The sequence below is a fragment of the Aeromicrobium sp. Leaf350 genome (assembly GCF_916858655.1).
Classification (GTDB): domain Bacteria; phylum Actinomycetota; class Actinomycetes; order Propionibacteriales; family Nocardioidaceae; genus Aeromicrobium.
Genome location: NZ_CAKASL010000002.1, coordinates 21,623 through 46,851 on the forward strand (window position 1 = coordinate 21,623; position 25,229 = coordinate 46,851).

The 25,229-nt window shown below is 71.8% G+C and carries 26 protein-coding genes and 1 tRNA gene; 21 read left to right on the forward strand and 6 right to left on the reverse strand.

Annotated elements, in window-relative coordinates; translation table 11 throughout:
• Positions 1-35: 35 nt before the first annotated feature.
• Positions 36-1,964, forward strand: coding sequence for a TIGR03960 family B12-binding radical SAM protein (locus LO931_RS08945; RefSeq protein WP_229053170.1), 1,929 nt, complete (start codon positions 36-38; stop codon positions 1,962-1,964).
• The gene (locus LO931_RS08950; RefSeq protein ID WP_229053172.1) at positions 1,961-2,428 is read left to right on the forward strand and encodes a hypothetical protein; all 468 of its coding nucleotides are present in this window, start codon (positions 1,961-1,963) and stop codon (positions 2,426-2,428) included. Before LO931_RS08945 ends, LO931_RS08950 begins: the two co-directional genes overlap by 4 nt.
• 126 nt (positions 2,429-2,554) lie before the next feature.
• On the opposite strand, the gene LO931_RS08955 is transcribed toward LO931_RS08950, so the two are convergent.
• The gene (locus LO931_RS08955; RefSeq protein ID WP_229053174.1) at positions 2,555-3,796 is read right to left on the reverse strand and encodes an MFS transporter; all 1,242 of its coding nucleotides are present in this window, start codon (positions 3,794-3,796) and stop codon (positions 2,555-2,557) included.
• 45 nt (positions 3,797-3,841) lie between these two features.
• On the opposite strand from LO931_RS08955, the gene LO931_RS08960 reads away from it, so the two are divergent.
• From LO931_RS08960 to LO931_RS09025, 14 genes are all read left to right on the forward strand, one after another.
• The gene (locus LO931_RS08960) at positions 3,842-4,552 is read left to right on the forward strand and encodes a TIGR03936 family radical SAM-associated protein (RefSeq protein WP_229053176.1); all 711 of its coding nucleotides are present in this window, start codon (positions 3,842-3,844) and stop codon (positions 4,550-4,552) included.
• Between the two features lie 305 nt (positions 4,553-4,857).
• On the forward strand, positions 4,858-7,656 hold the full coding sequence (locus LO931_RS08965; protein WP_229053178.1) for an Rne/Rng family ribonuclease: 2,799 nt from the start codon (positions 4,858-4,860) through the stop codon (positions 7,654-7,656).
• 120 nt (positions 7,657-7,776) lie between these two features.
• Positions 7,777-8,082 carry a 50S ribosomal protein L21 gene (gene rplU, locus LO931_RS08970; RefSeq protein WP_229054271.1) on the forward strand — a complete coding sequence of 102 codons (306 nt, stop codon included), beginning with the start codon at positions 7,777-7,779 and terminating at the stop codon, positions 8,080-8,082.
• 12 nt (positions 8,083-8,094) lie between these two features.
• Entirely contained in the window at positions 8,095-8,349 is a 255-nt protein-coding gene (gene rpmA, locus LO931_RS08975; RefSeq protein WP_229053180.1) for a 50S ribosomal protein L27, read from the forward strand.
• A 112-nt stretch (positions 8,350-8,461) separates the two neighbouring features.
• Positions 8,462-10,087 carry a GTPase ObgE gene (gene obgE, locus LO931_RS08980; protein WP_229053183.1) on the forward strand — a complete coding sequence of 542 codons (1,626 nt, stop codon included), beginning with the start codon at positions 8,462-8,464 and terminating at the stop codon, positions 10,085-10,087.
• Positions 10,084-11,178 carry a glutamate 5-kinase gene (gene proB, locus LO931_RS08985; protein ID WP_229053185.1) on the forward strand — a complete coding sequence of 365 codons (1,095 nt, stop codon included), beginning with the start codon at positions 10,084-10,086 and terminating at the stop codon, positions 11,176-11,178. Before obgE ends, proB begins: the two co-directional genes overlap by 4 nt.
• 33 nt (positions 11,179-11,211) lie before the next feature.
• A complete protein-coding gene (locus tag LO931_RS08990) occupies positions 11,212-12,732 on the forward strand; it encodes a LuxR C-terminal-related transcriptional regulator (protein ID WP_229053187.1) in 1,521 nt (506 codons plus the stop codon).
• Positions 12,733-12,904: 172 nt separating this feature from the next.
• Complete coding sequence (locus LO931_RS08995; protein WP_229053188.1) at positions 12,905-13,498, forward strand: hypothetical protein; 594 nt, start codon at positions 12,905-12,907, stop codon at positions 13,496-13,498.
• Positions 13,499-13,516: 18 nt separating this feature from the next.
• On the forward strand, positions 13,517-14,779 hold the full coding sequence (locus LO931_RS09000; RefSeq protein ID WP_229053190.1) for a glutamate-5-semialdehyde dehydrogenase: 1,263 nt from the start codon (positions 13,517-13,519) through the stop codon (positions 14,777-14,779).
• 40 nt (positions 14,780-14,819) lie between these two features.
• Positions 14,820-14,969 carry a hypothetical protein gene (locus LO931_RS09005; protein WP_229053191.1) on the forward strand — a complete coding sequence of 50 codons (150 nt, stop codon included), beginning with the start codon at positions 14,820-14,822 and terminating at the stop codon, positions 14,967-14,969.
• Positions 14,966-15,625: a nicotinate-nucleotide adenylyltransferase gene (nadD, locus tag LO931_RS09010; RefSeq protein WP_255657934.1), complete on the forward strand. Its 660-nt coding sequence runs from the start codon at positions 14,966-14,968 to the stop codon at positions 15,623-15,625. Before LO931_RS09005 ends, nadD begins: the two co-directional genes overlap by 4 nt.
• A complete protein-coding gene (rsfS, locus tag LO931_RS09015; RefSeq protein WP_229053195.1) occupies positions 15,622-15,975 on the forward strand; it encodes a ribosome silencing factor in 354 nt (117 codons plus the stop codon). The genes nadD and rsfS overlap by 4 nt, the downstream gene beginning before the upstream one ends.
• A complete protein-coding gene (locus LO931_RS09020; protein ID WP_229053197.1) occupies positions 15,972-16,616 on the forward strand; it encodes a histidine phosphatase family protein in 645 nt (214 codons plus the stop codon). The genes rsfS and LO931_RS09020 overlap by 4 nt, the downstream gene beginning before the upstream one ends.
• Before the next feature lie 65 nt (positions 16,617-16,681).
• Positions 16,682-16,754, forward strand: a tRNA-Ala gene (locus tag LO931_RS09025).
• A 56-nt stretch (positions 16,755-16,810) separates the two neighbouring features.
• On the opposite strand, the gene LO931_RS09030 is transcribed toward LO931_RS09025, so the two are convergent.
• On the reverse strand, positions 16,811-17,266 hold the full coding sequence (locus LO931_RS09030) for a hypothetical protein (protein WP_229053199.1): 456 nt from the start codon (positions 17,264-17,266) through the stop codon (positions 16,811-16,813).
• 67 nt (positions 17,267-17,333) lie between these two features.
• A complete protein-coding gene (locus LO931_RS09035) occupies positions 17,334-18,581 on the reverse strand; it encodes an MFS transporter (protein WP_229053201.1) in 1,248 nt (415 codons plus the stop codon).
• Positions 18,582-18,694: 113 nt separating this feature from the next.
• Here LO931_RS09035 and LO931_RS09040 point away from each other — a divergent pair, with 113 nt between their 5' ends.
• A complete protein-coding gene (locus LO931_RS09040) occupies positions 18,695-19,102 on the forward strand; it encodes a RidA family protein (RefSeq protein ID WP_229053203.1) in 408 nt (135 codons plus the stop codon).
• A gap of 37 nt (positions 19,103-19,139) precedes the next feature.
• On the opposite strand, the gene LO931_RS09045 is transcribed toward LO931_RS09040, so the two are convergent.
• Positions 19,140-20,489: a GntP family permease gene (locus LO931_RS09045; protein WP_229053205.1), complete on the reverse strand. Its 1,350-nt coding sequence runs from the start codon at positions 20,487-20,489 to the stop codon at positions 19,140-19,142.
• A gap of 111 nt (positions 20,490-20,600) precedes the next feature.
• Between LO931_RS09045 and LO931_RS09050 the strand changes: the two genes are divergently transcribed.
• From LO931_RS09050 to LO931_RS09065, 4 genes are all read left to right on the forward strand, one after another.
• On the forward strand, positions 20,601-20,801 hold the full coding sequence (locus LO931_RS09050) for a hypothetical protein (protein WP_229053207.1): 201 nt from the start codon (positions 20,601-20,603) through the stop codon (positions 20,799-20,801).
• Between the two features lie 136 nt (positions 20,802-20,937).
• The gene (locus LO931_RS09055; RefSeq protein WP_229053209.1) at positions 20,938-21,363 is read left to right on the forward strand and encodes a YciI family protein; all 426 of its coding nucleotides are present in this window, start codon (positions 20,938-20,940) and stop codon (positions 21,361-21,363) included.
• Between the two features lie 28 nt (positions 21,364-21,391).
• Entirely contained in the window at positions 21,392-21,766 is a 375-nt protein-coding gene (locus LO931_RS09060; RefSeq protein WP_229053220.1) for a YciI family protein, read from the forward strand.
• Between the two features lie 3 nt (positions 21,767-21,769).
• Positions 21,770-23,023, forward strand: a complete 1,254-nt coding sequence (locus LO931_RS09065; RefSeq protein ID WP_229053221.1) for an RNA polymerase sigma factor — start codon at positions 21,770-21,772, stop codon at positions 23,021-23,023.
• On the opposite strand, the gene LO931_RS09070 is transcribed toward LO931_RS09065, so the two are convergent.
• Together LO931_RS09070 and LO931_RS09075 are read right to left on the reverse strand one after the other, a co-directional pair.
• Positions 23,016-23,879, reverse strand: coding sequence for an alpha/beta fold hydrolase (locus tag LO931_RS09070; RefSeq protein WP_229053223.1), 864 nt, complete (start codon positions 23,877-23,879; stop codon positions 23,016-23,018). The genes LO931_RS09065 and LO931_RS09070 overlap by 8 nt on opposite strands.
• The gene (locus tag LO931_RS09075) at positions 23,876-25,114 is read right to left on the reverse strand and encodes an HNH endonuclease (RefSeq protein ID WP_229053225.1); all 1,239 of its coding nucleotides are present in this window, start codon (positions 25,112-25,114) and stop codon (positions 23,876-23,878) included. Before LO931_RS09075 ends, LO931_RS09070 begins: the two co-directional genes overlap by 4 nt.
• Between the last annotated feature and the right edge of the window lie 115 nt (positions 25,115-25,229).

The window sequence follows — 25,229 nt, forward strand, 5'->3', positions numbered from 1 at the left end:
CGGGCGGGCTCGCGCACGGCGTTAGGCTGGAACACATGTCCGTCGAGTCTGTCTTCCCCCGCCTGGAGCCGTTGCTGCCGCAGGTCAGCAAGCCGATCCAGTACGTCGGCGGCGAGCTCAACGCGACCCTGAAGGACTGGGACTCCGTCACGGTCCGCTGGGCGTTGATGTATCCCGACGCCTACGAGGTCGGACTGCCGAACCAGGGCGTCCAGATCCTCTACGAGATCCTCAACGAGCGCGACTGGATCCTCGCCGAGCGCACGTACGCGGTCTTCCCCGACATGGAGAAGATCATGCGCGAGAACGACATCCCGCAGTTCACGGTCGACGGCCACCGGCCGATCAAGGCCTTCGACCTGCTGGGCGTCTCGTTCTCGACCGAGCTCGGTTACACGAACCTGCTCACCGCGCTCGACCTCGCCGGCGTGCCGCTGCACGCGACCGACCGCGGTGACGACGACCCGATCGTCCTGGTCGGCGGCCACGCCTCGTTCAACCCCGAGCCCGTCGCCGACTTCATCGACGCCGCGGTGCTTGGCGACGGCGAGGAGATCGTGCTCAAGATCAGCGACATCGTGCGCGAGTTCCGCGAGGAGGGATCTCCCGGCGGTCGCCACGAGATCCTGCGTCGCCTCGCCGCGACGGGTGGCATCTACGTGCCCCAGTTCTACGAGGTCGACTACGACGCCGACGGCTTCATCGAGGCCATCGTCGTGAACGAGGCCTCCGCTCCGGAGCGCGTCGCCAAGCACACGCTGATGGACCTCGACGCCTGGCCGTACCCGAAGACGCCGCTCGTGCCGCTGGCCGAGACGGTGCACGAGCGCTACAGCGTCGAGATCTTCCGTGGCTGCACGCGCGGCTGCCGGTTCTGCCAGGCCGGCATGATCACGCGCCCCGTGCGCGAGCGGTCGCTGCAGGGCATCGGCGAGATGGTGGCCAACGGTCTCGAGCAGTCGGGCCTCGACGAGGTCGGTCTGCTCAGCCTCTCGAGCGCCGACCACTCCGAGATCGGCGAGCTCGCCACCCAGCTGGCCGACCGCTACGAGGGCACGAACACCTCGCTCTCGCTCCCGTCGACCCGAGTCGATGCCTTCAACATCACGCTGGCCAACGAGTTCAGCCGAGGCGGTCGCCGCTCGGGCCTGACGTTCGCCCCGGAGGGTGGCAGCGAGCGTCTGCGCCGGGTGATCAACAAGATGGTCAGCGAGGACGACCTGATCCGCACCGTCGCCGCCGCGTACTCGCACGGCTGGCGCCAGGTGAAGCTCTACTTCATGTGCGGCCTGCCCACGGAGACCGACGAGGACGTCCTGCAGATCGGTGAGCTCGCCAAGCGGGTCATCGACACGGGGCGCGAGGCGTCCGGCCGCCGCGACATCCGGTGCACGGTCTCGATCGGCGGCTTCGTGCCGAAGCCCCACACGCCGTTCCAGTGGGCCGCGCAGCTCGACCACGAGACCACCGACGAGCGTCTGCGCAAGCTGCGCGCGTCAGTGCAGTCCGACAAGAAGTACGGCAAGGCCATCGGCTTCCGCTATCACGACGGCAAGCCCGGGATCGTCGAGGGACTCCTGTCCCGCGGCGACCGTCGCGTCGGCCGCATCATCGAGGCCGTGTGGCGAGACGGCGGCCGTTTCGACGGCTGGAGCGAGCACTTCTCCTACGAGCGCTGGGAGCGCATGGCCGGCGAGGCGCTGGCCGACACCCCGGTCGACCTCGCCTGGTACACCACCCGCGAGCGCGGTGCGGAGGAGATCCTGCCCTGGGACCACCTGGACTCGGGCCTCGACAAGGACTGGCTCTGGGAGGACTGGCAGGACGCGCTCGACCCCGACCCGATCGAGGTCGAGGACTGCCGTTGGACCCCCTGCTTCGACTGCGGAGTCTGTCCCTCGATGGACACCGACATCCAGATGGGCCCGACCGGTCAGAAGCTCATCCCGCTGAGCGTCGTGTGAGCGAGTTTCTCACGCCCGAGGCCCCGCGGGACCTCCGCGCCTCGCTCGCGTTCTCGGTCCTCGCCGGTGCTGTCTCCGCCGTCCCGATCGGTCGGGCTTCGCGCCGAACCCGTCGGCTGGTCGCCGGGCTCGCGGCCGGAGGCACGGCGCTCGCCGCGGCGGTGGCCGTGCGCGACCTCCTGCAGGAGGCCGACGCGCCGCCACGGCTCTCGCCGCGTGAGCTGGCCGCACCGGCCGCCACGGCCGGAGCGGCTGCCGCCGTCGCTGCCGGCGTCATGGCCTCCTCGTTCGCCGTGGACCGCCGCATGGAGGCCGCCCTCGTGAAGAGGGGTGTCACCCGTCCCCGCCTCCTCATCGGCGTCGCCGCGGCCGTGATGTCGTTCCTCGCCGACCGCGTCGACGGCCGTTTCGGCGACCGTCCTGCGGCCCGACGCGACGGGGTCGGTGGATCCGCCACCGAATGACGGTGGTGCCCCAGGGGGTCGGTGGATCCTCCACCGAATGAGCGCGCTTTCGGTGGAGGATCCACCGCCCACCCGGCTGAGCGGGGCTTTCGGTGGAGGATCCACCGCCGAGGAGCGGAGGGGGCGCTAGTCGAGCTCGTCCTCGAGCGTGCGGTCGCGCGCCACGAGCGTGCCGACCGGTCCGAGCAGCAGCGCAGCGCACATCAGCACGACGACCGGGACGTCCCACGAGCCCGTGAGGTCGTGCAGCACGCCGGTGCCGAACGGGCCGAGACCGGCGACGAGGTAGCCGACTGACTGGGCGAAGGCCGAGAGTCCTGCGGTGCCCGCGGCCGTGGCCGTGCGCCGTCCGAACATCGTCAGCACCCAGGTGAACGCGCATCCGCCGATGCCGAGCATGACGGCCCAGAGCCACGGGGCCGCTGCGGGCGCGAGCAGCACGCCGAGCCACCCGGCTGACGTCACGATCGCGAAGACCCATGGCAGGACCGGTCGGTCGCCCGTGCGGCGGATCAGGCCGGGGAGCAGCAGGGTCACCGGGATCCCGACGGCCGGGATGAGCCCCTGCATGAGTCCGGCGTGACCCGACTCCAGCCCGGCGTCGACGAGGATCGCCGGGAACCAGCCGAACTGGGCGTACGCCTGCGCGGACTGCAGGCCGAAGAACACGGCGCAGGCCCAGGCGAGGGGGCTGCGGGCGAGTCGCAGCAGCGTCGGCCCTCGCGGACGGTCGAGCCGGCCCGCGCGACCGTCGCGCGCCGCACTGGGCAGCCAGGGCAGCAGGGCCGCCGCGGCGAGCACCGCCCAGGCGCCGAGGCCGATGCGCCAGCCGCCGAAGGCATCGGCGATCGGCACGGTCAGCACCGACCCGAGCATCGCGCCGCCCATGAGCGCCGCGCCGTAGAGCGAGCTGATGAGGGGGAGCCGGTCGGGGAAGTGCTCCTTCGCGAGGGCCGGGAGGACCACGTTGCCGACGGCGCACCCGGCGAGGGCCACGACGGTCAGGGCGAGGAACGCGATCGACGAGTCGAACACCGGCCGCAGCCCCAGGCCGACCCCGGCGACCACCAGCAGAGCCGCCGCCGTGCGGTCGAGGCCCAGTGCCCGGACCACCCGCGCCGTCGTGGCGCCGAACAGCGCGAAGCACAGCACCGGCAGCGTCGTGAGGACGCCGGCGACGGTCGCGCTCATGCCCAGGTCGGCACGGATCGGGTCGAGGACGACACCGACGCTGCCCACCGCGGAGCGCAGGTTCAGCGCGAGCAGGACGATTGCCGCTCCGATGAGCCAGGCAGGTCCCGATCGTGCGGCGCCGGTGGACATGGACGGCGTGGCGGGCACGGCCTGCGGCAGCGGATCGGGGGTCACCGCACCAGTCTGGTCCCGGGGTCCGGCTCGCGTAGCCTCGGGTGGGTGAGCACCACCCTGGAAGGCACCCCGAACCCCGAGGCGCCCAACCCCCAGCTGCCGATCGTGCAGAAGCTGCGCGTGCGCTACGCCAAGCGCGGCCGCCTGCGCTTCACGAGCCACCGCGACTTCGGGCGTGCCTTCGAGCGCGCGGTGCGCCGAGCGCGCGTGCCGATCGGCTACTCCTCGGGCTTCACCCCGCACCCGAAGATCTCCTACGCCAACGCGGCGCCGACGGGCGCCGCGAGCGAGGCCGAGTTCCTCGAGATCGGTCTGACGCAGGTCTGCGACCCCGACCAGGTGCGGGCGAGCCTCGACGCCGCGCTGCCGCCGGGTCTCGACATCGTCGCCGTGGTCCAGGCGCCGGAGGGAACCTTCGCCGACCGCCTCGCCGCCTCGCTGTGGAGCATCCGGGTGGACGGCGCGACCGGGCTCGACGCCGCCGCTGCGGCGTTCCTGGCCGCCGACGACATCTCGGTCGAGCGGATGACCAAGCGCGGGATGCGCGACATCGACGTCCGAGCCGCGGTCGTGTCCCTCGTGGTCGACGCCCAGACCGTCGACGCGGTCGTGCTCAGCACCATCCCGACGGTCCGGCCGGACGACGTGATCCAGGCGCTGCGGCAGCTCGGGGCCGACGTCCCCGGCGCTCCGGTGTCGACCCGTGTGGAGCAGGGACCGCTGGTCGACGGGACGGTCCAGGACCCCCTCGCCTGACGCGGTGCCCGCTCGGCGCGGGTGACCTGCAGGTGTCGTGCGGGTGTCTGTGCGATACTTGCCACAGTCGTTCCTGCGTCCCCGACGCTGTTCGACCGGACGGCACGCCGGACCACCATCGTGGTGGGTCCCGCTCCGACCGCGACGCACCCTCCAGGTGTCGACCGCGGCGGCGGACCCAGCATCGTGACGGAATCGGTCGCCGCCCCGGCCATCCGGCCGACGCGCACCAGACTTCGAGCCCGCCAGACGGGCCGTGACACTCCTCAAAACGCCCCCGGGCGCCGCGAGGTGAAGGAGAGCACATGCTCGACGAGGACTCGACCCCCACCCAGAACGCCGCCGAGCAGGGCGGCGCCGTGCGAGGGGGCTCCCGCCCTCGTCGTCGTGCCGCCGGTCGCCCGGCCGGCCCGCCGGCGCCCGTGAGCGACGACATCTTCGCCGTGCCCGGCAGCCGTGAGGCGGACAAGCCGGCCGCGGCCGCGAAGGACGAGCCCGCCGCCGCACCCACTCCTGACCCGGCACCCGCTCCTGATCCGGCGCCGGTCGACGACACGGTCGAGGTCGAGCAGCCCGAGGTCGAGGTCGAGGACGACCTGACCGACGAGGTCAGTGGCACCGACGAGACCGACGCCGAGGAGGCCGACGACGACTCCGCCGAGGTCTCCGTGCCCGGTATCGGTGGACTCCTCTTCCAGGCGCCCCCGAGCACCCCGGCCCCGGCCCTGCGACGCGCCCAGCGCGACGCGGTCGAGTCCGACGACGACGACGAGGACGACGACGAGACCCCCGCCCGTTCCGGCGGCAACCGGGGCGGCGGCAACCGCGGCCGCGGTGCCCGCGACGCGGACGACCGCGACGACGCCGACCAGGACACCGACGCCGACGACAGCGACGACTCCGACGACGACACCGACGAGGACGGCAACGCCAACAAGCGCCGCCGTCGCAGCCGCGGCGGACGCCGTCGCCGCAAGTCCGGTGGCGGTCAGCAGGGCAACGACGACGAGTCGGGCTCCGACGAGTCCGACGAGGCAGATGACGATGCCGACGACTCTGGTGAGGAGTCCGGCAACGGGGGCACCACCCGCCGTCGCCGCAGTCGCCGCCGCGCCGGCGACAGCTCGGGCACCACGGGTGACGACCCCGAGAACACCGTCGTGCGCGTCCGCGAGGGTCGCACGGCCGAGGACGAGATCACCGGCGTCACCGGCTCCACGCGTCTGGAGGCGAAGAAGCAGCGCCGCCGCGAGGGCCGCGAGGCCGGCCGCCGCCGCGCCCCGATCGTCAGCGAGGCCGAGTTCCTGGCCCGCCGCGAGGCGGTCGACCGGCAGATGATCGTGCGCCAGCACACCGGCTCGAGCGACGGCGACACCTACACGCAGATCGCGGTGCTCGAGGACAAGGTCCTGGTCGAGCACTACGTCGCTCGCGAGTCGCAGACCTCGCTCATCGGCAACGTCTACCTGGGCAAGGTCCAGAACGTGCTCCCGAGCATGGAGGCCGCCTTCGTCGACATCGGCGCGGGCCGCAACGCCGTGCTGTACGCCGGCGAGGTCGACTGGTCGACCCTCGGCAACAGCAAGGCCCGCAAGATCGAGGACGCGCTCACGCCCGGCCAGACGGTCCTGGTGCAGGTCTCGAAGGACCCGATCGGCCAGAAGGGCGCTCGTCTCACGAGCCAGATCAGCCTCCCGGGCCGGTTCCTGGTGTACGTGCCGGGCGGCCAGAACAACGGCATCTCGCGCAAGCTCCCCGACACCGAGCGCTCCCGGCTCAAGCACCTCCTCAAGGAGGTGCTGCCCGAGGACGCCGGCGTCATCGTGCGCACCGCGGCCGAGGGTGCGTCCGAGGACCAGCTCACGCGCGACGTCACGTCGCTCAAGGCCCGCTGGGACGACATCGAGCGCAAGGTCGCCGCGGGTCGCGCGCCCGAGCTGCTCTACGCCGAGCCCGACCTCGTCATCAAGGTCGTGCGCGACCTCTTCAACGAGGACTTCAGCACGCTGGTCGTCGAGGGCCGCGACGCCTGGGACAACATCTCCTCCTACGTGGGCCACGTCGCCTCCGACCTCGCCGAGCGCCTGACGCTCTGGGAGCCGAGCGACGACACCGCGTCCGACGTCTTCGCCGAGTACCGCGTCGACGAGCAGATCCACAAGGCGCTCGACCGCAAGGTCTGGCTGCCGTCGGGTGGTTCGCTCGTGATCGACCGCACCGAGGCCATGACGGTCGTCGACGTCAACACCGGCAAGTTCACCGGCACCGGCGGCAACCTCGAGGAGACGGTCACCAAGAACAACCTGGAGGCCGCCGAGGAGATCGTGCGGCAGCTCCGGCTCCGCGACATCGGCGGCATCATCGTCATCGACTTCATCGACATGGTCCTGGAGTCCAACCGCGACCTCGTGCTGCGACGCCTCGTCGAGTGCCTCGGCCGCGACCGCACGCGTCACCAGGTCGCCGAGGTCACCTCGCTCGGCCTGGTGCAGATGACGCGCAAGCGCATCGGCACGGGTCTGCTCGAGTCGTTCAGCACCGAGTGCGAGCACTGCAAGGGTCGTGGCGTGCAGCTGCACGCCGAGCCCATCGAGCCGAAGAAGGACGACGGCCGACGCGGTCGCGGCGCCCGTGGTGGGCGCGGCGGTCAGGCCGGCGGCAACGGCAACGGGAACGGCCAGCAGGGCGGCAACGGTCAGCAGTCGAAGAACGGCGGCAACGGCGGTTCGAACGGCAACGGCAACAACGGATCCAGCGGCAACGGCAACGGCAACGGCGGTGGCAACGGCCGCGGTCGTGGCCGTGGCGGCAACGCCAAGGACGCGCCGACCGACGAGCAGCCCGACACGACCCCGGACGCACCGGAGGAGACCGCAGCCGCTCCGCAGGAGCAGCACCAGCCGGCCGAGCACGACCCCGCGCAGCACGAGACGCCCGCGCCCGACCCGACCGGCGAGCCGGCCGTGGCGGGCGAGGTCCCGCCGCCTCCCGCAGCCGACGAGACGCCCGCGGAGGCCGATCCGGCTCCCGAGGAGCCGTCGCCCGACGCCGCGAGCGGCACGGACGAGGCCCCCGTTTTGACCGACGAGGGTCAGGCTCCGTAGACTGGATCGTCGGTGCGCGCACGGCCTGGTCGTGAGGCGCCCCCAGCAGACTGAAGCAGTAATCGGATGCGCCACCCGCGCATCGCTCCCGCAAGGCTCTCGACGAAGGATTTTCCCGTGGTGTACGCAATCGTGCGCAGTGGCGCCGGCCAGCAGAAGGTGGCCGTCGGCGACGTCATCGAGATCGACCAGGTGGCTTCGGCCGCCGGCGAGTCCGTCTCGCTTCCCGCCGTGCTCCTGGTCGACGGCGACGCCGTCACGACCGACTCCGCCAAGCTGGCCAAGGTCAGCGTGACGGCCGAGGTCCTCGGTGGCACCAAGGGCAAGAAGATCATCATCCAGAAGTACAAGAACAAGACCGGTTACAAGAAGCGCCAGGGGCACCGTCAGAAGTACACCCAGGTCAAGATCACCGGAATCAAGTAGAGGACCTGACACATGGCTCACAAGAAGGGCGCGGCGTCCACCAAGAACGGCCGCGACTCCAATGCCCAGCGACTCGGCGTCAAGCGCTTCGGTGGTCAGGAGGTGAACGCCGGCGAGATCATCGTCCGCCAGCGTGGCACCCACTTCCACCCCGGCAGCAACGTCGGCCGTGGTGGCGACGACACGCTGTTCGCACTCTCGGCCGGTGCCGTGGAGTTCGGCACCAAGCGCGGCCGCAAGGTCGTCAACATCGTCCCGTCGGCCTGAACCGGCGCTGACAGCTCTTCCAGCAGGAGGACGGACCGCCAGGTGCGGCCGTCCTCCTGCTGTTTTTCGTCCGTAGGTCCCTGCAGCACCCGATCACCCAGGAGGTGACGTCATGGCGATCCCCAGCTTCATCGACCGGGTGACGCTCCACGTCGCCGGCGGTTCCGGCGGCCACGGCGTCGCCTCGGTCCACCGCGAGAAGTTCAAGCCCCTGGGCGGTCCGGACGGCGGCAACGGCGGACACGGCGGTGACGTCATCCTCCGCGTCGCGGCCGACGTCACGACCCTGATCGACTACCACCACGAGCCCCGTCGGGCCGGCGGCAAGGGCATGCCGGGCGCAGGCTCCAACCGCAGCGGCGCCAACGGCGCCGACCTGGTGCTCACGGTGCCCGACGGCACGGTCGTCAAGGACGCCGACTCCGGCGAACAGCTCGCCGACCTGGTGGGCGTCGGCACCGAGGTCGTCATCGCGGCCGGTGGCCGCGGCGGCCTGGGCAACGCGGCCCTCGCCTCGTCCAAGCGCAAGGCCCCTGGCTTCGCGCTGAAGGGTGAGCCGGGTGACGAGCTCGTCGTCACGCTCGAGCTGAAGGTCGTCGCCGACATCGGTCTGGTCGGCTTCCCCAGTGCCGGGAAGTCCAGCCTCATCGCCGCCCTCTCCCGGGCGCGCCCGAAGATCGCGGACTACCCGTTCACGACCCTGGTGCCCAACCTCGGCGTCGTCACGGCGGGCGAGGTGACCTTCACGGTCGCCGACGTCCCCGGACTGATCGAGGGCGCCAGCGAGGGCAAGGGCCTCGGCCACGACTTCCTGCGCCACATCGAGCGCTGCGCCGCGCTCGTGCACGTGATCGACTGCGCCACGGTCGAGCCGGGCCGCGACCCGCTGACCGATCTCGACGTCATCGAGAACGAGCTCGCTCGGTACGCGGAGGCCACCGAGACCGACCTCCTCGACCGCCCTCGCCTCATCGCGCTGAACAAGACCGACGTCCCCGACGCCGCCGAGATCGCCGAGTTCGTGCGCGCCGACCTGGTCGCCCGCGGGCTCCGCGTCTTCGACGTCTCCGCGGCGAGCCATGCCGGTCTGCGTGAGCTGGGCTTCGCGATGGCCGACATCGTCGGTGAGCGACGCGCGGCCGCGCCCGACGCCCCGCCCACCCGCATCGTCCTCCGTCCGCGCGCGGATGCCGGCGTCGACGCGGAGTTCACGGTCCACCGCCGCGGTCCCGACGACGCCCCGCAGTGGGTCGTGCGCGGTGAGAAGACGAAGCGCTGGGTGCGGCAGACCGACTTCACCAACGACGAGGCCGTCGGCTTCCTCGCCGACCGTCTCAACCGCCTCGGGGTCGAGGACACGCTCCTCAAGCTCGGCGCGCAGGCCGGCGACGACGTCATCATCGGTGGCACGGGCAGCGAGGACGACGGCGCCGTGGTCTTCGACTTCGACCCGCAGACCCCGGCCGGTGCCGAGGTCCTCGGTCCCCGCGGTGGCGACCTCCGGTTCGACGACAACGACCGCCGCACCAACCGCGAGCGCCGCGACGACCTCGCGGCTCGTCGTGCGGCCGAGGCCGCGGCCCGCGAGGTGCGGGAGGCACAGCCCGACCAGGACTACTTCGAGATGTACGACCTCGACGAGGACCCGGACGCCCCCATCTCCGACGACCCCATCTCCGACGCCCCCGCCTCCGACGAGACCGTCGACGAGGTGTCGCAGGAGTCCGACTCCCGATGAGCCGCATCGTCGTCAAGGTCGGCTCGTCGTCGCTGACGACGGACGACGGCCACATCGATCCCGAGCGGCTCAGCCGGCTCGTCGACGCGGTGGCCGCCGCCCGGCACCGGGGCGACGACGTCGTGCTCGTGAGCTCGGGCGCGATCGCTGCCGGACTCGGACCGCTCGGCCTGCCCGAGCGTCCCAGCGACCTGGCCACCCAGCAGGCGGCTGCCAGCGTGGGCCAGGGAGCCCTGATGGCGCAGTACTCCGACCGCTTCGCCCGGCTGGGCCTCACGGTCGGCCAGGTCCTGCTGACGGTCGACGACGTGACGCGCCGCGGCCACTACCGCAACGCCCACCAGACCTTCGCCAAGCTGCTCGAGCTGGGCATCGTGCCGATCGTCAACGAGAACGACACCGTGGCGACGAGCGAGATCCGCTTCGGCGACAACGACCGTCTGGCCGCTCTCGTGGCGCACCTCGTGCACGCCGACCTGCTCGTGCTGCTCTCGGACGTCGACGGCCTGTACACGGCCCACCCCTCCGAGCCGGGCTCGCGACTCATCGCGACAGTCGCGGGTGACGCCGACCTGGACGGCATCGACATCGCCCGCGTCGGCTCGGCCGTCGGCACGGGCGGCATGGTCACCAAGGTCGAGGCCGCCCGCATCGCGACCGCTGCCGGCATCCCCGTCGTGCTGACGAGCGCCGCCAACGCGGCCGGCGCGCTCGAGCACCAGGGCGTGGGCACGCGTTTCGAGTCGACGGGCAAGCGCCGGTCGTCGCGACTCCTCTGGCTCGCGCACGCCAGCCAGACCAAGGGGGCCGTGCTGCTCGACGACGGCGCCGTCCGTGCTCTCACCGAGCGGGGGGCGTCGCTGCTCGCCGCCGGGGTCACCGGCGTGGAGGGCACCTTCAGCGCCGGGGACCCGATCGACCTGGTCTCGCCCGTCGGCACGGTGATCGCCCGCGGACTGGTCAACTTCGACAGTGCCGAGCTGCCGGCGCTTCTCGGGCGGTCGACGGTCGACATCGTCGCCGAGCTGGGTCCCGACTACGACCGCGAGGTCGTGCACCGCGACGACCTGACCGTCCTGCTCGGACGCTGACCGCGGGCGGCGGTTCTGCCCTACGCTCTGGCCATGACGCAGGTGGCGGAGCACGCACTCCTGACCGGGAGGGCCGCTCTCGCCGGTGATCCCGGGGCCGAGTGGCCCTATGCGTTGTTCCTCGCCCGGCGGTACCGCGAGGCGGTCGCCCAGCTCGACGCCCTGGTCCCCGGAGACCCGGTCGCCGATGCCGTGCGCGACCTCGTCGTGGCCGCGTGCCTGGCGCAGCCGCCCCGACATCTGGCCGACCGCCTGCCCGACGACCGGGACTCGGCGGCGCTCGTGCGGTACCTCCGCGCCGAGACGGCGATGACCGCCGGACTCGTCGCCGAGGCCGAGCGCCTGGCCACGCTCGCCCTCGCCGCGGTCCCGGCCGACCGGCCGTGGCACGTCATGTCGCGCCTCGTGCGGGCGCGGTCCTTGGCCTTCCTGGGTCGCCTCCCGGAGTCGCGGGCCGAGGCGGAGGCGGCCGGTCGCCAGGCGCGGGACCAGGGGTGGACCCCGCCGGCGCTCATCGCCGACTCCGTGCTCACCTTCGTCGCGGCCCACCTCGGCGACGTCCCGGCCGTGGAGGCCTGGACCGAGGGACTCCGGCTGAGGATCCCGTCCGCGACGTCCTACGGCGAGCAGATGGCCTACCTCCTGGGCGCCCTCGCGTTGAGCGGCGCGGGGCGTCCGACGGCCGCAGCGGAGCTGCTCTTCGGGTCGTGCGGCGGGCGTGGGGTCCCGGACCTGCCGTTGTTCGCCCGGGCCTACGCGGTGGACGTCATGGTCGAGGGGGCCGTGGCGACCGCGCAGGTCGCGGTGGCCGCGGAGTACGTGCGGCTCGCCGACGGGCTCGACGTCACGGGCCAGCCGATGGCGGCCGCCGCGCTCGACCGGGCGCGCGCCCGGCTCGCGGTCGTCGTCGGTGACGCGGCCGTGGCGGCCGAGCGTGCGGAGCAGTCGGGACGCCGGGCGGAGGACGTCGGGGGAGCGCTCTACGTCGTGCGGGCCCGACTGCTGCGGGCCGTCGCAGAGCGGGAGTCCGGGGACCCGGTCGCGGCTGCCGAGGCGGCGCGCATCGCGAGCGAGGTCGGGCCGGACGACGTGCGCCTCTGGGCCGAGCGAGAGCTCGCCGGCCTGGGCGCCGAGTCGCGTCCCGTGCCCGGCATCGGCTGGGACCAGCTCGACGAACGGCGCCAGCTCGTCGCCCGGCTCGCGGCCCAGGGTCGGCGCAACCGTGAGATCGCCGAGCTCATGCGAGTCTCGGTCAAGACCGTCGAGCGTGACGTCTCGGAGATCCTGCGGCTCATGTCGGCGACCCGCCGGGTCGACCTGGTGCGGGTCGTCCCGGCCGCAGAACCGGTCGCACCCGGGGCGCTCCTCGCCCTGACCCAGCGCCAGAGCGAGGTGGCGGAGCGCATCTCGCTCGGCCTGACGAACGTCGAGATCGCGGACTCGCTCGGACTCACGGTCAAGTCCGTCGAGAAGCACGTCTCGGCGATCTTCGACCGCCTCGGGGTCGACTCCCGCACGGCCGTCGCGGCCCTGATGCGCGACCAGCCCGTCTGACCCACCGGGCGGCGTTCCAGGGCCTGTAGCAGGCGGAAAAGATTCCGTTCCCGATTCTTCGGCATATCGCGTCATGTCGGAGGGGCGAATCCCGTTTACCTAGGGACGAAGGGAGCAACATCATGGACGAGCCTCGGGGGTCGCGCCGGATCTGGACGCACGAGGGGTCCCGGTGACGGCGGCCGGCCAGCGCCAGGGTCCCAGTCTTCGCCCCTCGACCCGCGACCTCCTCGCGGCCAGTGCGACGGCGCAGCTCGCCGGCGCGAGCTGCGCGGGTCGTGAGATCGAGTGGGCCGACGGCGAACGCAGCTGGACCTCCGCGCGATCGGCCTCCACGGCGCTCGCGGCTGCCGCACCACTGGTCGACATCTGCGAGGGGTGCCCGGTCATCGCCGCCTGCGCCACGTGGGCCGAGCTCGACCACTACACCGGCATCGCCGGTGGGCGTCCCTACGTGCGGGGCTTCCCGCGTCCGTACGCCTGGGTGCACCGGCGCGAGTCCGAGATCGAGCTGGTCTCCACCTCGGCCGGCATGCCCGACATCGACATCGACGACCTGGCGGTCGAGCGGGCCGTGGGCGGGGAGCCGCCGGAGCAGCTGTCGCTGGCCGAGCGGGCCGAGGTCATCCGCCGCATGAACGCGCAGGGCGCGACCGACTCGATCATCGGCGCCCGCGTGGGCCTGACGGCGCGAGCGGTGCAGAAGATCCGCCAGAACATGGGTCTCGCCGCGGTGCCCGGCGTGGGCGGTCGCCGCTCGAGCTGAGGTCCTAGAATTCGGCGCATGAGCACCAGCCAGATCGCCGACGAGGTCCACGCGACCGCGCGCCGTGCCCGCGAGGCGTCCCTCAGCCTCGCCACGGCCACGCGCCAGGTGAAGGACGCTGCGCTGCTGGCCGCCGCCGATGCGCTGGTGGCCGACACCGACCGCATCGTGGAGGCCAACGAGCTCGACGTCGAGGCGGCCCGCGCCGCCGGCACCGGTGAGCACGTGCTCGACCGGCTCCGGCTCGATCCCGCTCGGGTCGCCGCCTTCGCCCAGGGGGTTCGCGACGTCGCGGTCCTGCCCGATCCGATCGGCGAGGTCGTGCGCGGCTCCGTGCTGCCGAACGGGCTGCGGCTCACGCAGGTGCGGGTGCCGATGGGCGTCATCGGCATGATCTACGAGGGGCGACCCAACGTCACGGCCGATGCCGCCGCGATCTGCCTCAAGGCCGGCAGCGCAGTCGTGCTGCGGGGATCGGCCTCGGCGTACCGCTCGAACGAGGTCATCGTCGAGGTCATGCGCGCGGCGATCGAGAAGGCAGGCCTGCCGGCCGACCTGATCTCGCTCCTGCGCAGCGACGACCGCGCCTCGGCCACCGAGCTCATGCGTGCCCGGGGCCTGGTCGACCTGGTGATCCCGCGCGGGGGTGCGGGTCTGATCCGTACGGTCGTCGAGGAGTCGACCGTGCCCGTCATCGAGACCGGCACGGGCAACTGTCACGTGTACGTCGACGCCGACGCCGACCTCGACATGGCGCTCGCGATCGTCCTGAACGCCAAGACCCACCGCACCAGCGTGTGCAACGCGGCCGAGTCGCTGCTGGTGCACCGCGACGTCGCGGAGGCGTTCCTGCCGCGGGTGGTCGCGGCCCTGCACGAGCACGACGTCGTGATCCACGGCGACGACGCGTTCCGCGCCGTCGACCCGGCCGTCACCGCGGCGACCGACGACGACTACGCCACCGAGTACCTGGATCTCGAGATCTCAGCCAAGGTCGTCGAGTCGGTCGACGACGCCATCACCCACGTCCGTCGCTTCTCCTCGGGGCACACCGAGGCGATCGTCACGGCCTCGGCGCAGACGGCCCGCCGCTTCACGCTCGGGGTCGACTCGGCGGCGGTCATGGTCAACGCCTCGACCCGGTTCACCGACGGTGGCGAGTTCGGCTTCGGTGCCGAGATCGGCATCTCCACCCAGAAGCTCCACGCCCGCGGCCCGATGGGTCTCCCGGAGATGACGACCACGACCTACGTCGTGGAGGGCGACGGTCACGTGCGCTGAGGGTGTCACGCCACGGGAGCGGCGCTGGTAGATTGTCGCCATGCTTTCCACGATCCTGGTTGCCGCGACCGAGCACGCCGAGGAAGCCGAAGCCATCAATCCGTACATCATCGGTGGCATCGCCCTGGGCATCCTCTTCACGCTGCTGCTGGTCATGCTCGCCTTCGGCAAGGGCCGCGAGCACACCTGAGCGAGAACCACGCCCTCGACCGACCCTCGTCCTCCGCACCGCGGCGGAGGCGGGTCGGAGTCATGGGCGGCACGTTCGACCCCATCCACCACGGCCACCTCGTGGCGGCCAGCGAGGTCCAGGCGACGTTCGACCTCGACGAGGTCGTCTTCGTGCCGACGGGTCAACCGTGGCAGAAGGCCGATCGTGAGGTCTCGCCGGCCGAGCACCGCTACCTCATGACCGTCATCGCGACCGCAGCCAACCCGCGGTTCGAGGTCAGCCGGGTCGACATCGACCGCAGTGGTCCGACCTACACCGTCGACACGCTCGGCGACATCTCCCGGCAGCGGCCCGACGCCGACCTGTTCTTCATCACCGGCGCCGACGCGATGGCCCAGATCCTCACGTGGCGCGACCACGACGAGATCTTCGAGCTCGCCCAGTTCGTGGCGTGCACCCGCCCGGGCCACGACCTCGACGAGTCGATGCTCGCCGACCTCCCTCAGGGGCGGGTCACGGTGCTCGAGATCCCCGCCCTCGCCATCTCCTCGACCGACTGCCGCGAACGAGTGCGCAGCGGTCAACCCGTCTGGTACCTCGTGCCCGACGGCGTCGTCCAGTACGTCGCCAAGCACGAGCTCTACGCCTCCACCGAAGGAATCCCCACCGCATGACTGCCACCGAGCTCGCCCTCGACCTGACCCGGCTCGCCGCGTCGGCCGCGACCGACAAGTCCGCCACGAACGTGCGGGCCTTCGACGTGTCCGAGCAGCTGTACATCACCGACGTCTTCCTCATCTGCTCCGTCACGAGCTCGACGCAGGCCCGCGCCGTGCAGGACGCGGTGGAGGACGCCCTGCGCGAGCACGGTGCCAAGGCCGTGCGGCGTGAGGGCGCCCGTGAGGGTCGCTGGATCCTGCTCGACTTCACCGACATCGTGGTGCACGTGCAGCACGTCGAGGAGCGCGAGTTCTACTCGCTGGAGCGTCTGTGGCGTGACTGCCCGGAAGTCCCCGTCGCGTGAGCCGGCAGGTCATCGTCTGGCGGCACGGGCGCACCGCGTGGAACGTGGCGGGGCGGGTCCAGGGTCAGACTGACACGCCGCTCGACGACGTCGGTCGTGAGCAGGCTGAGTCGGCCGCGCTCCGGCTCGCCGCGCTCCAGCCGCACCGCATCATCTGCTCCGACCTGGAGCGTGCGCAGCACACTGCGGAGGCGCTGGGCCGGGTCGCCGGAGTGACGGTGGAGCCCGACGAGCGGTTCCGTGAGATGAACTTCGGTGCACGCGAGGGTCTGACGTGGGAGGAGTCGTTCGAGCAGTTCCCGGACGGCATGCGGGCCTGGATCGCGGGTGACGAGACGCAGATCCCCGACACCGAGACCCACCTGCAGGCGGGGGAGCGTTTCGCGGCGGCCCTGCACGACGCGCTCGAGGAGCTGCCGGCCGACGAGACCCTGGTCGTGGTCGCCCACGGCGCCGTGATCCGCACCGGGGTGTGCTCGTTCCTGGGGTTCCCGCAGTCGACGTGGCGCACCTTCGGCGCTCTCAGCAACTGCTCGTGGTCGGTGCTGACCGAGTCCGGCCCCCCGAGCCACCGGTACTGGCGCCTGACCGAGTGGAACGCGGGCACCCTGCCCGAACCGGTCATGACCGACGACGCCTGACCCGGTTTGGACCTCGCCGGGGGCATCTACTAAGATCGGTGATCGGCCTTCGGGTCACCCGGTACGGGGCATTGGCGCAGTTGGTAGCGCGCTTCCATGGCATGGAAGAGGTCAGGAGTTCGAATCTCCTATGCTCCACTCGAAGCGCAAGGGCCCCACGACACTGTCGTGGGGCCCTTGCTGTTTGAGCTGCCTCAGGCTCCGTGCTGCGCGACGACGTCCGTCAAGCGCTGCACCTCGGCCTGATCGGCGTCGGGGGCGAGGGCGACGTAGTGGTCCATGACCGCCGGGCGGTAGCGCACGGGCAGCTCTTGCCCCGCAGCGAGCCGGGTGAGCTCGGTGATGGTGAGGGTCTCGTCGGCGATCCCGCGGAACGAGGTGCCCTCGGCGGTGTTGACGTCCAGCATCAGCACCACGCGGGGACTGCCGTCGCTGCTGACCTCCCGCCAGTCGACCAGGGTGCCGAGGGCGAGGACTCCCGAGCGCAGGTCCGCGTTCCGTCGCCGCGCCTGACGGCTCAGCAACGGATTCGGCGCGACGCCGGGGAAGTCGGGCCCCACGCCCAGTGCCTCACGGGTCAGGTCCGGCCGCAGCCGGCCCACCAGATCGTCCAGCGTGGTCGTCCTGCGTGACTTCTTCGATCCGAACATCGGTGCCCCCTCCCTCGGGTCCCGCCGCCTGGTGGTGGTGCGGGCCTGGTCGACGCGAGTCTAGGAGTCAGGGGCCCTCTCGGGCGAGAGGTGGCTCCGGACGGGCCTGCCCCAGGAGGTGGGCGAGCAGGGTGGCGGCGAGGCCCGCGAGCACGAGGACGCCCAGCGCGGCCTGGAGGCTGACGAGGTCGGAGATCGCCCCGATCGCGGGTGAGGTTACGAGGAAGCCGACGCGCATGAGCCAGCCCAGCATCGCGATGCCGGTGGCCTCCGGGAGCCCCGGAGCGCGGCCGGCTGCGGCGAACGCGGCGGGCACGAGGGTCGCGCACCCGAAGCCGGCCAGGGCGAATCCGGCGAACACGACGGGATAGGCCGGAGCGGCGACCACGAGGACGCCGCCGATCGTGATGAGCACGCCGCCCGCCCGAGCCACGGCGGCGCGGCCCCAGCGGTCGGTCATGGGATCGCCGAGGATGCGGCCGACGAACTGGGCGCCGATCGCCACCGTGAGGCCCAGGCCGGCCGCCCACGCAGGTGCGCCCGCGTCGCGCCCGAGGTAGAGGACCGACCAGCTGTTGGCGACCTCCTCGATCGTGGTGCCGGCGATCGCCAGGAGCACCAGGGGGAGGAGCAGCCGCCAGGGGCGGTGACGAGGGGTGTCGTGCCGCTCGTCCGCCGCCTCGTCGGCCTGGAGCGATCCGCGGACGTCGTCGGGCACGACGGCGAGTCGACAGGCCACCACGGCGGCCACGGCCCACACGGAGCTGTTGACGATCATCTGGGCGGGGATGGCGAGGTCTGCGGCGACGGACGCGGCGCCGATGATGCCGCCGGTCGCGGCTCCGATGGACCACAGGGCGTGGAAGGAGTTCACGACCGAGCGGCCGGACCACTGCTCGACGAGCACGCCCTGCACGTTCTGGGCGGCGTCGACGACGGCGTCGTTCACGCCGGCCAGCACCATCGCGGCGACGAACAGCCACACCCCGAGGCCCGCGTCGGCACTGACGCCGGCGAGCGCCATCGTCCCGGCCAGGGCCACGGAGCCGACGGCATTGGTCCGCAGCGTGCCGAAGCGGCGGATGACCCGGCCTGCCAGCCCTGCCGCGACGAGGGCACCGGCGGGGAACGCGACGACGGCGAGTCCGAACTGGCTGTTGCTCAGGTCGAACGCCGACTTGATCTCCGGGTAGCGGGGCAGGAGCGCGGCGAACAGCACGCCGTTGGTGAAGAACATCAGCGAGACGCCGGCGCGTGCTCGGCCGGGGCCGGGGCCGGGGCCGGGGCCGGAGGCGGGGAAGTGGGGACGTCTCACCCGGGAACGCTAGGTACTGCTGTCTCGCAGTGCAACTGCGCGCCCGACACGATTCTGTCCGACCCCTCCGCCACGGTGGCTCCATCGCACGCCGCCCACCAGGAGGAACCGTCATGTCGGTCCAGATGCTGCATCCCGAGACGCTTCCGCGTTCGGAGTTCTACGCCCAGGCCTCCGTGGCCCAGGGCTCCCGGTGGGTCTTCCTCGCGGGGCAGGTTGCTCGCGACGCGGTCGGCTCACCCGTCGGGGCCGGTGACCTGGCCGCCCAGACGGCCCAGGCGTACGCCAACGTCGATGCTGCTGTCGTTGCTGCCGGTGGCACCTTCGCCGACGTCGCGAAGCTCACGGTCTACGTCGTCGACTGGGAGCCGTCGAAGATGGGAGCGCTCGTCGAGGGCGCGATGCGCGCGGCGGCCGAGCGAGGGCTCGACCTGATGCGCCCGATCACCGTTCTCGGCGTCTCGGCGCTGGGAGAGCCCGACCTCCTGGTCGAGGTCGAGGCGATCGCGGTCCTCGAGTAGTCGTTCCGCACGTCAGGTGTGCGCGGCGAGGAAGCCGCTACAGCACCAGCGCGAGCACGATCACCGGAGGCAGCGAGACGAGTGACGCGATGCTCGTGACCATCGTCATCGTCTTGAGCGCGCCCTGCGTGGTCAGGTTCAGCAGCGACTTGAACATCCAGAAGAAGTTGCTGTTGACCTGCAGGGCGAACATCGCGCCGGAAGCGATCGCCAGGCCCACGGCGACCGGGGCGACGCCGGTCGTCCCGACGATGGGGCCGACGATGCCCGCCGCCGCGATGGCGGCCACGGACACCGAGCCGATCGCCAGGTGCAGCACCGCGGCGATGAACCACGCCAGGAGGATGGTCACGACGACGGGTGCTCCGGCATCGGCCGAGAACAGGTTGGCCAGGGTCTGGTCCATGCCGGTCGCCGAGATGACCTCACCGAGCGACCCGCCGATGCCGGTGATGAGCAGGATCTCGCCGGTGGTCTTGAAACCGTTCGACAGCGCCTCGTCGGTCAGGTGCGAGCCCGACCGCCAACGGGAGAGGCCGTAGGCCCCGAGCAGGCCGATGAACAGCGCGATCGTGGCGTTGCCGAGGAAGGCGATGATCGGCGTCGAGAAGTCGTAGACCTCGGCGAAGGCGCCGAAGGCGATGAGCACGAGTGGCACGAGGATCGGCAGCAGGAGCACGCCCAGCGGGAGGCCGGCGTCGACCGCCTCGGGAGCGTCCTCCGACACGGTCTCCGACTCCGCCTCGCGGGCCTCCGGCTCCTCGTCGGTCTCGGGGTTCCAGTAGCGGGTGCGCAGCAGCAGCGCGAACAGAAGGGTCGTGGCGATCGCGGTGAGCGGGCCGAGGAAGATGCCGAAGATCAGGTACTGGCCCAGCTGGACGTCCAGGAGGCTCGCGATCGAGACCGCGGCCAGGCCCGGGACCACGAACACGTAGCCCGCGAAGATGCCGGTGCCGATGGCGCCTGACAGGAGCGCCAGCCCGCGCCGGCCGACGTGCGGCGCGGAGGTGCGGGCGATGGGCGCGGCGAGCACGACCTGCACGTCGACGTAGATCGACGGGAAGACCGTCGAGAGCGCGGCAGCGAGCGCGTACGGGAGCTTCCGAGGGCCCACGGCGCGCAGGAGGGCGTGCACGAGCTTGCGGAACGCCCCCAGGGAGTGCAGGAGCGCCCCGATCGCGACGCCGAACCCGATGAGGAGGCCGACCTCCGCCATGATCGAGCCGAATCCGGTCGTGATGGCCTCGACGGTGTCGGCGAATCCGACCCCCGAGGCGAGGCCCAGGTAGAGCGAGGCGACGAGCAGGGAGATGACCGGGTCGACCTTGACGGCGATGATCAGCGCGATCGCGAGGACGATCGCGATCGCGGTGTGCAGGACTTCCATCGTGACTTCCCCCTGAGTGTCCGGGCGCGGGACGTCTCGTCGTGCGACCCCGGTCACACCCTGCCATGTCGGAGTCGTGACGGGGAGGGCGGTCCGGCGTACCGTGGCGCCATGGAGTTCGTCATCGTCGGAGTGTTCCTCGGGGTGCTCGTCGTGGGCGCTCTCGGGGCGTGGTGGCTCACGGGGCCCGACGAGCCGACCCACGGCCAGGACCGCCGGGCCGGCCGGTCCGACGACGTCAGCCCCGACGAGGCGGCCCGCCGCGCCATCGGCCGCACGTCCTGGACGCGCGGCGGTGGCGGCGGCTCCTGAGCGGGAATTTCCCCCGGGTGATGGCCCTTGATCACCGATCCGTGAAAAAGTTTCGGTGTCCGTGTCGATCCGGCGCCGTGCCGTTCGACGTGTGGGTGAAGGGCGAAGAGATCGCCCCACATCGAAGGGGAACACCATGAGCAAGTACATGCTGATCATGCGGAGCACGGCCGAGGCCCTCGAGGCGTCCAAGGACGTCGACTTCGAGGAGATCATCAACCAGATGGGCGCCTACAACGAGTCCATGATCAACGCCGGGGTGATGGCCGGCGGCGACGGTCTCACCGACGCTGCCGAGGGCGTCGTCGTCGACTTCTCCACGGAGGACCGCATCGTCACCGACGGGCCCTACGGCGAGGTGCACGAGCTCTTCAACGGCTTCTGGATCATCCAGGTGTCGTCGAAGGAGGAGGCCGTCGAGTGGGCCAAGCGCGCTCCGCTCGGCCCGGGCTCGAAGCTGGAGGTCCGCCGGATCACCGACGAGACCGACTTCGAGGACTTCGCCGACAACGAGTACGTGCAGAAGGAAGCCGGCTGGCGCGAGCAGCTGGGCACGGACTGAGCGCGGGCCCGGGATCGAAGGGATCGCCATGAGCAGGTACATGCTGGTCATGCGGGACTCCGCCGAGGCCTACGAGGCGTCGCAGCAGGTCGACTTCACCGAGATCATCGCCGCGATGGGCGCCTACAACGAGGCGCTGGAGGCCGCTGGCGTGCTCGTCGCGAGCGAGGGCCTCTCGGACCCGTCCGAGACCGTCGTGATCGACTTCTCCTCCGCGGACCCGGTCGCGACCGACGGGCCGTACGGCGAGGTCCACGAGCTGTTCAACGGCTTCTGGGTCATCGAGACCGCCACGAAGGAGGAGGCCGTCGCGTGGGGCAAGCGCTGCCCGCTCGGCCCCGGCTCGAAGCTCGAGGTGCGCCGCTTCGGCGACGCGTCCGACCTCGAGCTCGACAACGACTGAGCCATGACGCACCAGGACACGGCGTCGACGGCCGGGATCGCCCGGACCGTCGACGCCGTCTGGCGCATCGAGGGGGCCAAGGTCGTCGCGACGGTGGCTCGCATGACGGGCGACCTGGCCCTGGCTGAGGACCTGGCGCAAGAGGCCGTCGCCGAGGCGTTGGAGCAGTGGCCCACGACGGGCGTGCCCCGCAACGCCGCCGCGTGGCTCACGGCCGTGGCCAAGCGCCGCGCGATCGACGCCTTCCGCCGCCGCGAGCGTCTCGACGCCCGGCACGAGGCCATCGCCCGCGACCTGGACGAGAGCGCCGAGGACGTGTGGGAGCCGATCGCCGACGACGGCCTGCGGCTGCTCTTCACGGCGTGCCATCCGGTGCTGTCGCGCGAGGCGCAGGTCGCGCTGACGCTCCGGGTCGTGGCGGGCCTGTCCAGCGACGAGATCGCCCGGCTGTTCCTGGTGCCGACCTCCACGATGCAGCAGCGGATCGTGCGGGCCAAGCGCACGTTGACCGAGGCCCGGGTGCCGTTCGAGGTGCCCGACCACACCGAGTGGGCGGCGCGCCTGCAGTCGGTCCTCAAGGTCGTCTACCTGGTCTTCACGGAGGGCTACTCCGCGACCAGCGGTGAGCAGTGGGTGCGTCGCGAGCTGGCCGACGAGGCGCTGCGCCTCGGGCGGCTCGTCAGTGCCCTGGTGCCCCATGAGCCCGAGGCGCGAGCCCTCGTGGCGTTGATGGAGATCCAGTCGTCCCGCTTCGCCGCGCGGGTCGACGCCGCCGGCAACCCTGTGCTCCTCGGCGACCAGGACCGACGGCGCTGGGACCGCAACGCGGTCGCCCGGGGTCGGGCAGCGCTGGCGGAGGTCGACCGCCTCGGCCGCGGCCGAGGGCCGTACGCCCTGCAGGCGGCGATCGCCGAGTGCCACGCGATCGCGCCGTCGGTCGACGAGACCGACTGGGAGCAGATCGTGGTGCTGTACGAGGCGCTCGGGCGGCTGGCGCCGAACCCGGTGGTCGATCTCAACCGCGCGGTCGCGGTGTCGATGGCGCGCAGCGCGGCCGAGGCGCTCGAGATCGTCGACGGGCTGGTGGCGCGGGGAGAGCTCGCCGGCTCCCACCTGGTGCCGAGCGTGCGGGGTGAGCTGCTCGCCCGGATGGAGCGCACCCAGGAGGCGCGCGGTGAGCTGCTGACGGCGGCGTCGCTGGCGCGCAACGAGCGCGAGCGCGCCGTGCTCGAGGCCAAGGCCGCGGGTCTCAGCTAGCGGTGGAGGTGTGGGCCAGGACGGCGGGCACCACGAGGTCCCAGGCCGCGGCCGGTGGGTGCTCGTGACCCATCCCGGGCACGACGAGCAGCTCGGCTCCGGGCACCAGCCAGGCCAGGTGGCGCCCGTGCTCGAGGGGAAACAGCGGGTCGGCGTCGCCGTGGATGACGAGCGTCGGCACGCGGAGGTCGGCCAGGTCGACCGGGTCGCCGCCCTCGATCATGAAGTGGTTCGCCCCAGATCGCTGCGGACCGTCTCGGTCCAGGATCCTGCGGATCGTCTGGCCCGCCCGCACCTCGTCGAGCCCGAGCGTGCCGGCGTAGGCGCGCAGCCCCGCCAGCTCGGCCGCGACCACGGCGTCCGGGTCGTCCCAGTCCGGTTCCGGAGGCGGGTGCTCGAAGGACTCCAGGATCGCCGGCGTCGGCCCGGGGAGGTCGGCGTCCTCGGCCCCTGGTCCACCTGCCGTGGTGGACTGCAGGATGGTCGTGGCGACGAGCTCGGGGTGCCGGACCGCCACGGTCTGCACGAGGCCGCCACCGAGCGACACGCCCCAGAGGTGCACGGGAGCGTCGCTGACGTCGCGGATCACCGCGACCAGGTCGCGCAGGAGGTCCTCGCCCGTGTAGGTCGCCGCGCCCAGCGGCACGGTGGTCGACTGGCCGACGTCGCGCAGGTCGTACCGCACCACCCGACGACCAGCGTCGGCCAGCAGCTCGCAGAGCTCGTCGTCCCACCACTCCTTGGCGGAGGCGGCGCCGTTGACCAGCACGAGCACGGGCAGGTGCGGATCGCCGATCTCCTCGACCGCGATCGCGACGTCGTCGCTCGTGACAAACCGAACCTCGCTCCAGGTCATGGTCCCGAGTCTCGCGCGGAACCCCGGCGCGCGCCAGGGAGTGGGGATGTGTAGGCGTGGCCGGTGGGGGTGGTCCAGGTGATCTCGCCGGTGGGTCCGGCATGGACGTGCCAGCCGGGTAGTTCTTTGACGAGGTTGGAGAGTCGGCAGAGGCCTTGGCCGTTGGCCTGCGTGGTCGGTCCGCCGTTGCGGTGGGGTCGGATGTGGTCGATCTCGCGGATCCGGCAAGAACATCCGGGTTGGCGGCACTTGTGGTGGTCGCGGGTGCGGATCCAGGAGGCCAGCGTGCCGGTGAAGCAGCGTCGGCGGGTGTCCAGGCCCGCGAGGGAGCCGGTGGGTTCGGTGAACAGGCGGCGGAACCAGGCCTGCCCTGCGCTGTCGACGAGCTCAGCAGCCAGGTGCGGGGTGATGGGCCCGTGGCCGGCGAGGTCGGCAGCGCAAGGGACGCCGGTGAGGGCTTCGATGGGCAGCACGATGGACAGGTCGATGTCGGGTCCGGCGACGGTCTCGACGCCGGTGACCCGCTCGAACAGGGTGTTGACCATGATCTGCCCACGATCGCGGTCGTCGCCGCGGGCGCGGAGTCGGTCGGCGTGAACCTGCAGGCTCTGACGGATGCCGACGAGCTGCTCGGCGGGCCCGTGGACGATGAGGGTGCCGACCCCGTCGGGCTCGGCCCAGTACGAGACGAACTGGTCGGCGCGGGCCTTGCGCTCGCGTTCGGCGGCGGCCTCGACGTCGTGACTGACGACCAGCTCGCGCACCAGGTCGGCCGCCTGGGCCGGCGTCAAACCGGCGAGGGCTCCGGCGAGGGCGGCGTCGATGAGGGTGATGGTGCCGGGGTCGAGGGTGCGCACGACCCGCACGACCGCCCGCACCACCGGCTCGGACACCACCCCGTCGCCGAACGCGGTGCGCAGGATCGGCATCGGCCGCAGGCCCATCGCCAGCTCCAACAGGTTGCGGCCCGCGGTCGGTGACTGACCCCGGGCCATCGCGGTCTCGGCCGCCACGGTCAGCGCCAGGTCACGATCACCCGCATGCGTGGCCAGACGCAGCTCGTAGAAGTCGGCGACCTGCTCGACCAGACGTGCCTGCGCGACCCGGATCAGCCGCTCCAACGCCACGATCGCATCGACATGCTTGGCGCCCATCACGTCGATCGGGTCCACCACGCGGTAGTCCGCGCCCGCCACAGCAGCGAGCACGCCCTCGGGTGCCAGGTCCTCGAACATGAGACCAGCCAACCCGCCCCCACCGACAGCGGCCCCGGCCCACCAGGACCCTGTGGAGAACGGACGTCACGGCACCTCGGGCGACACGAAGGCAGACCTTTCTTGATCCGTTCAA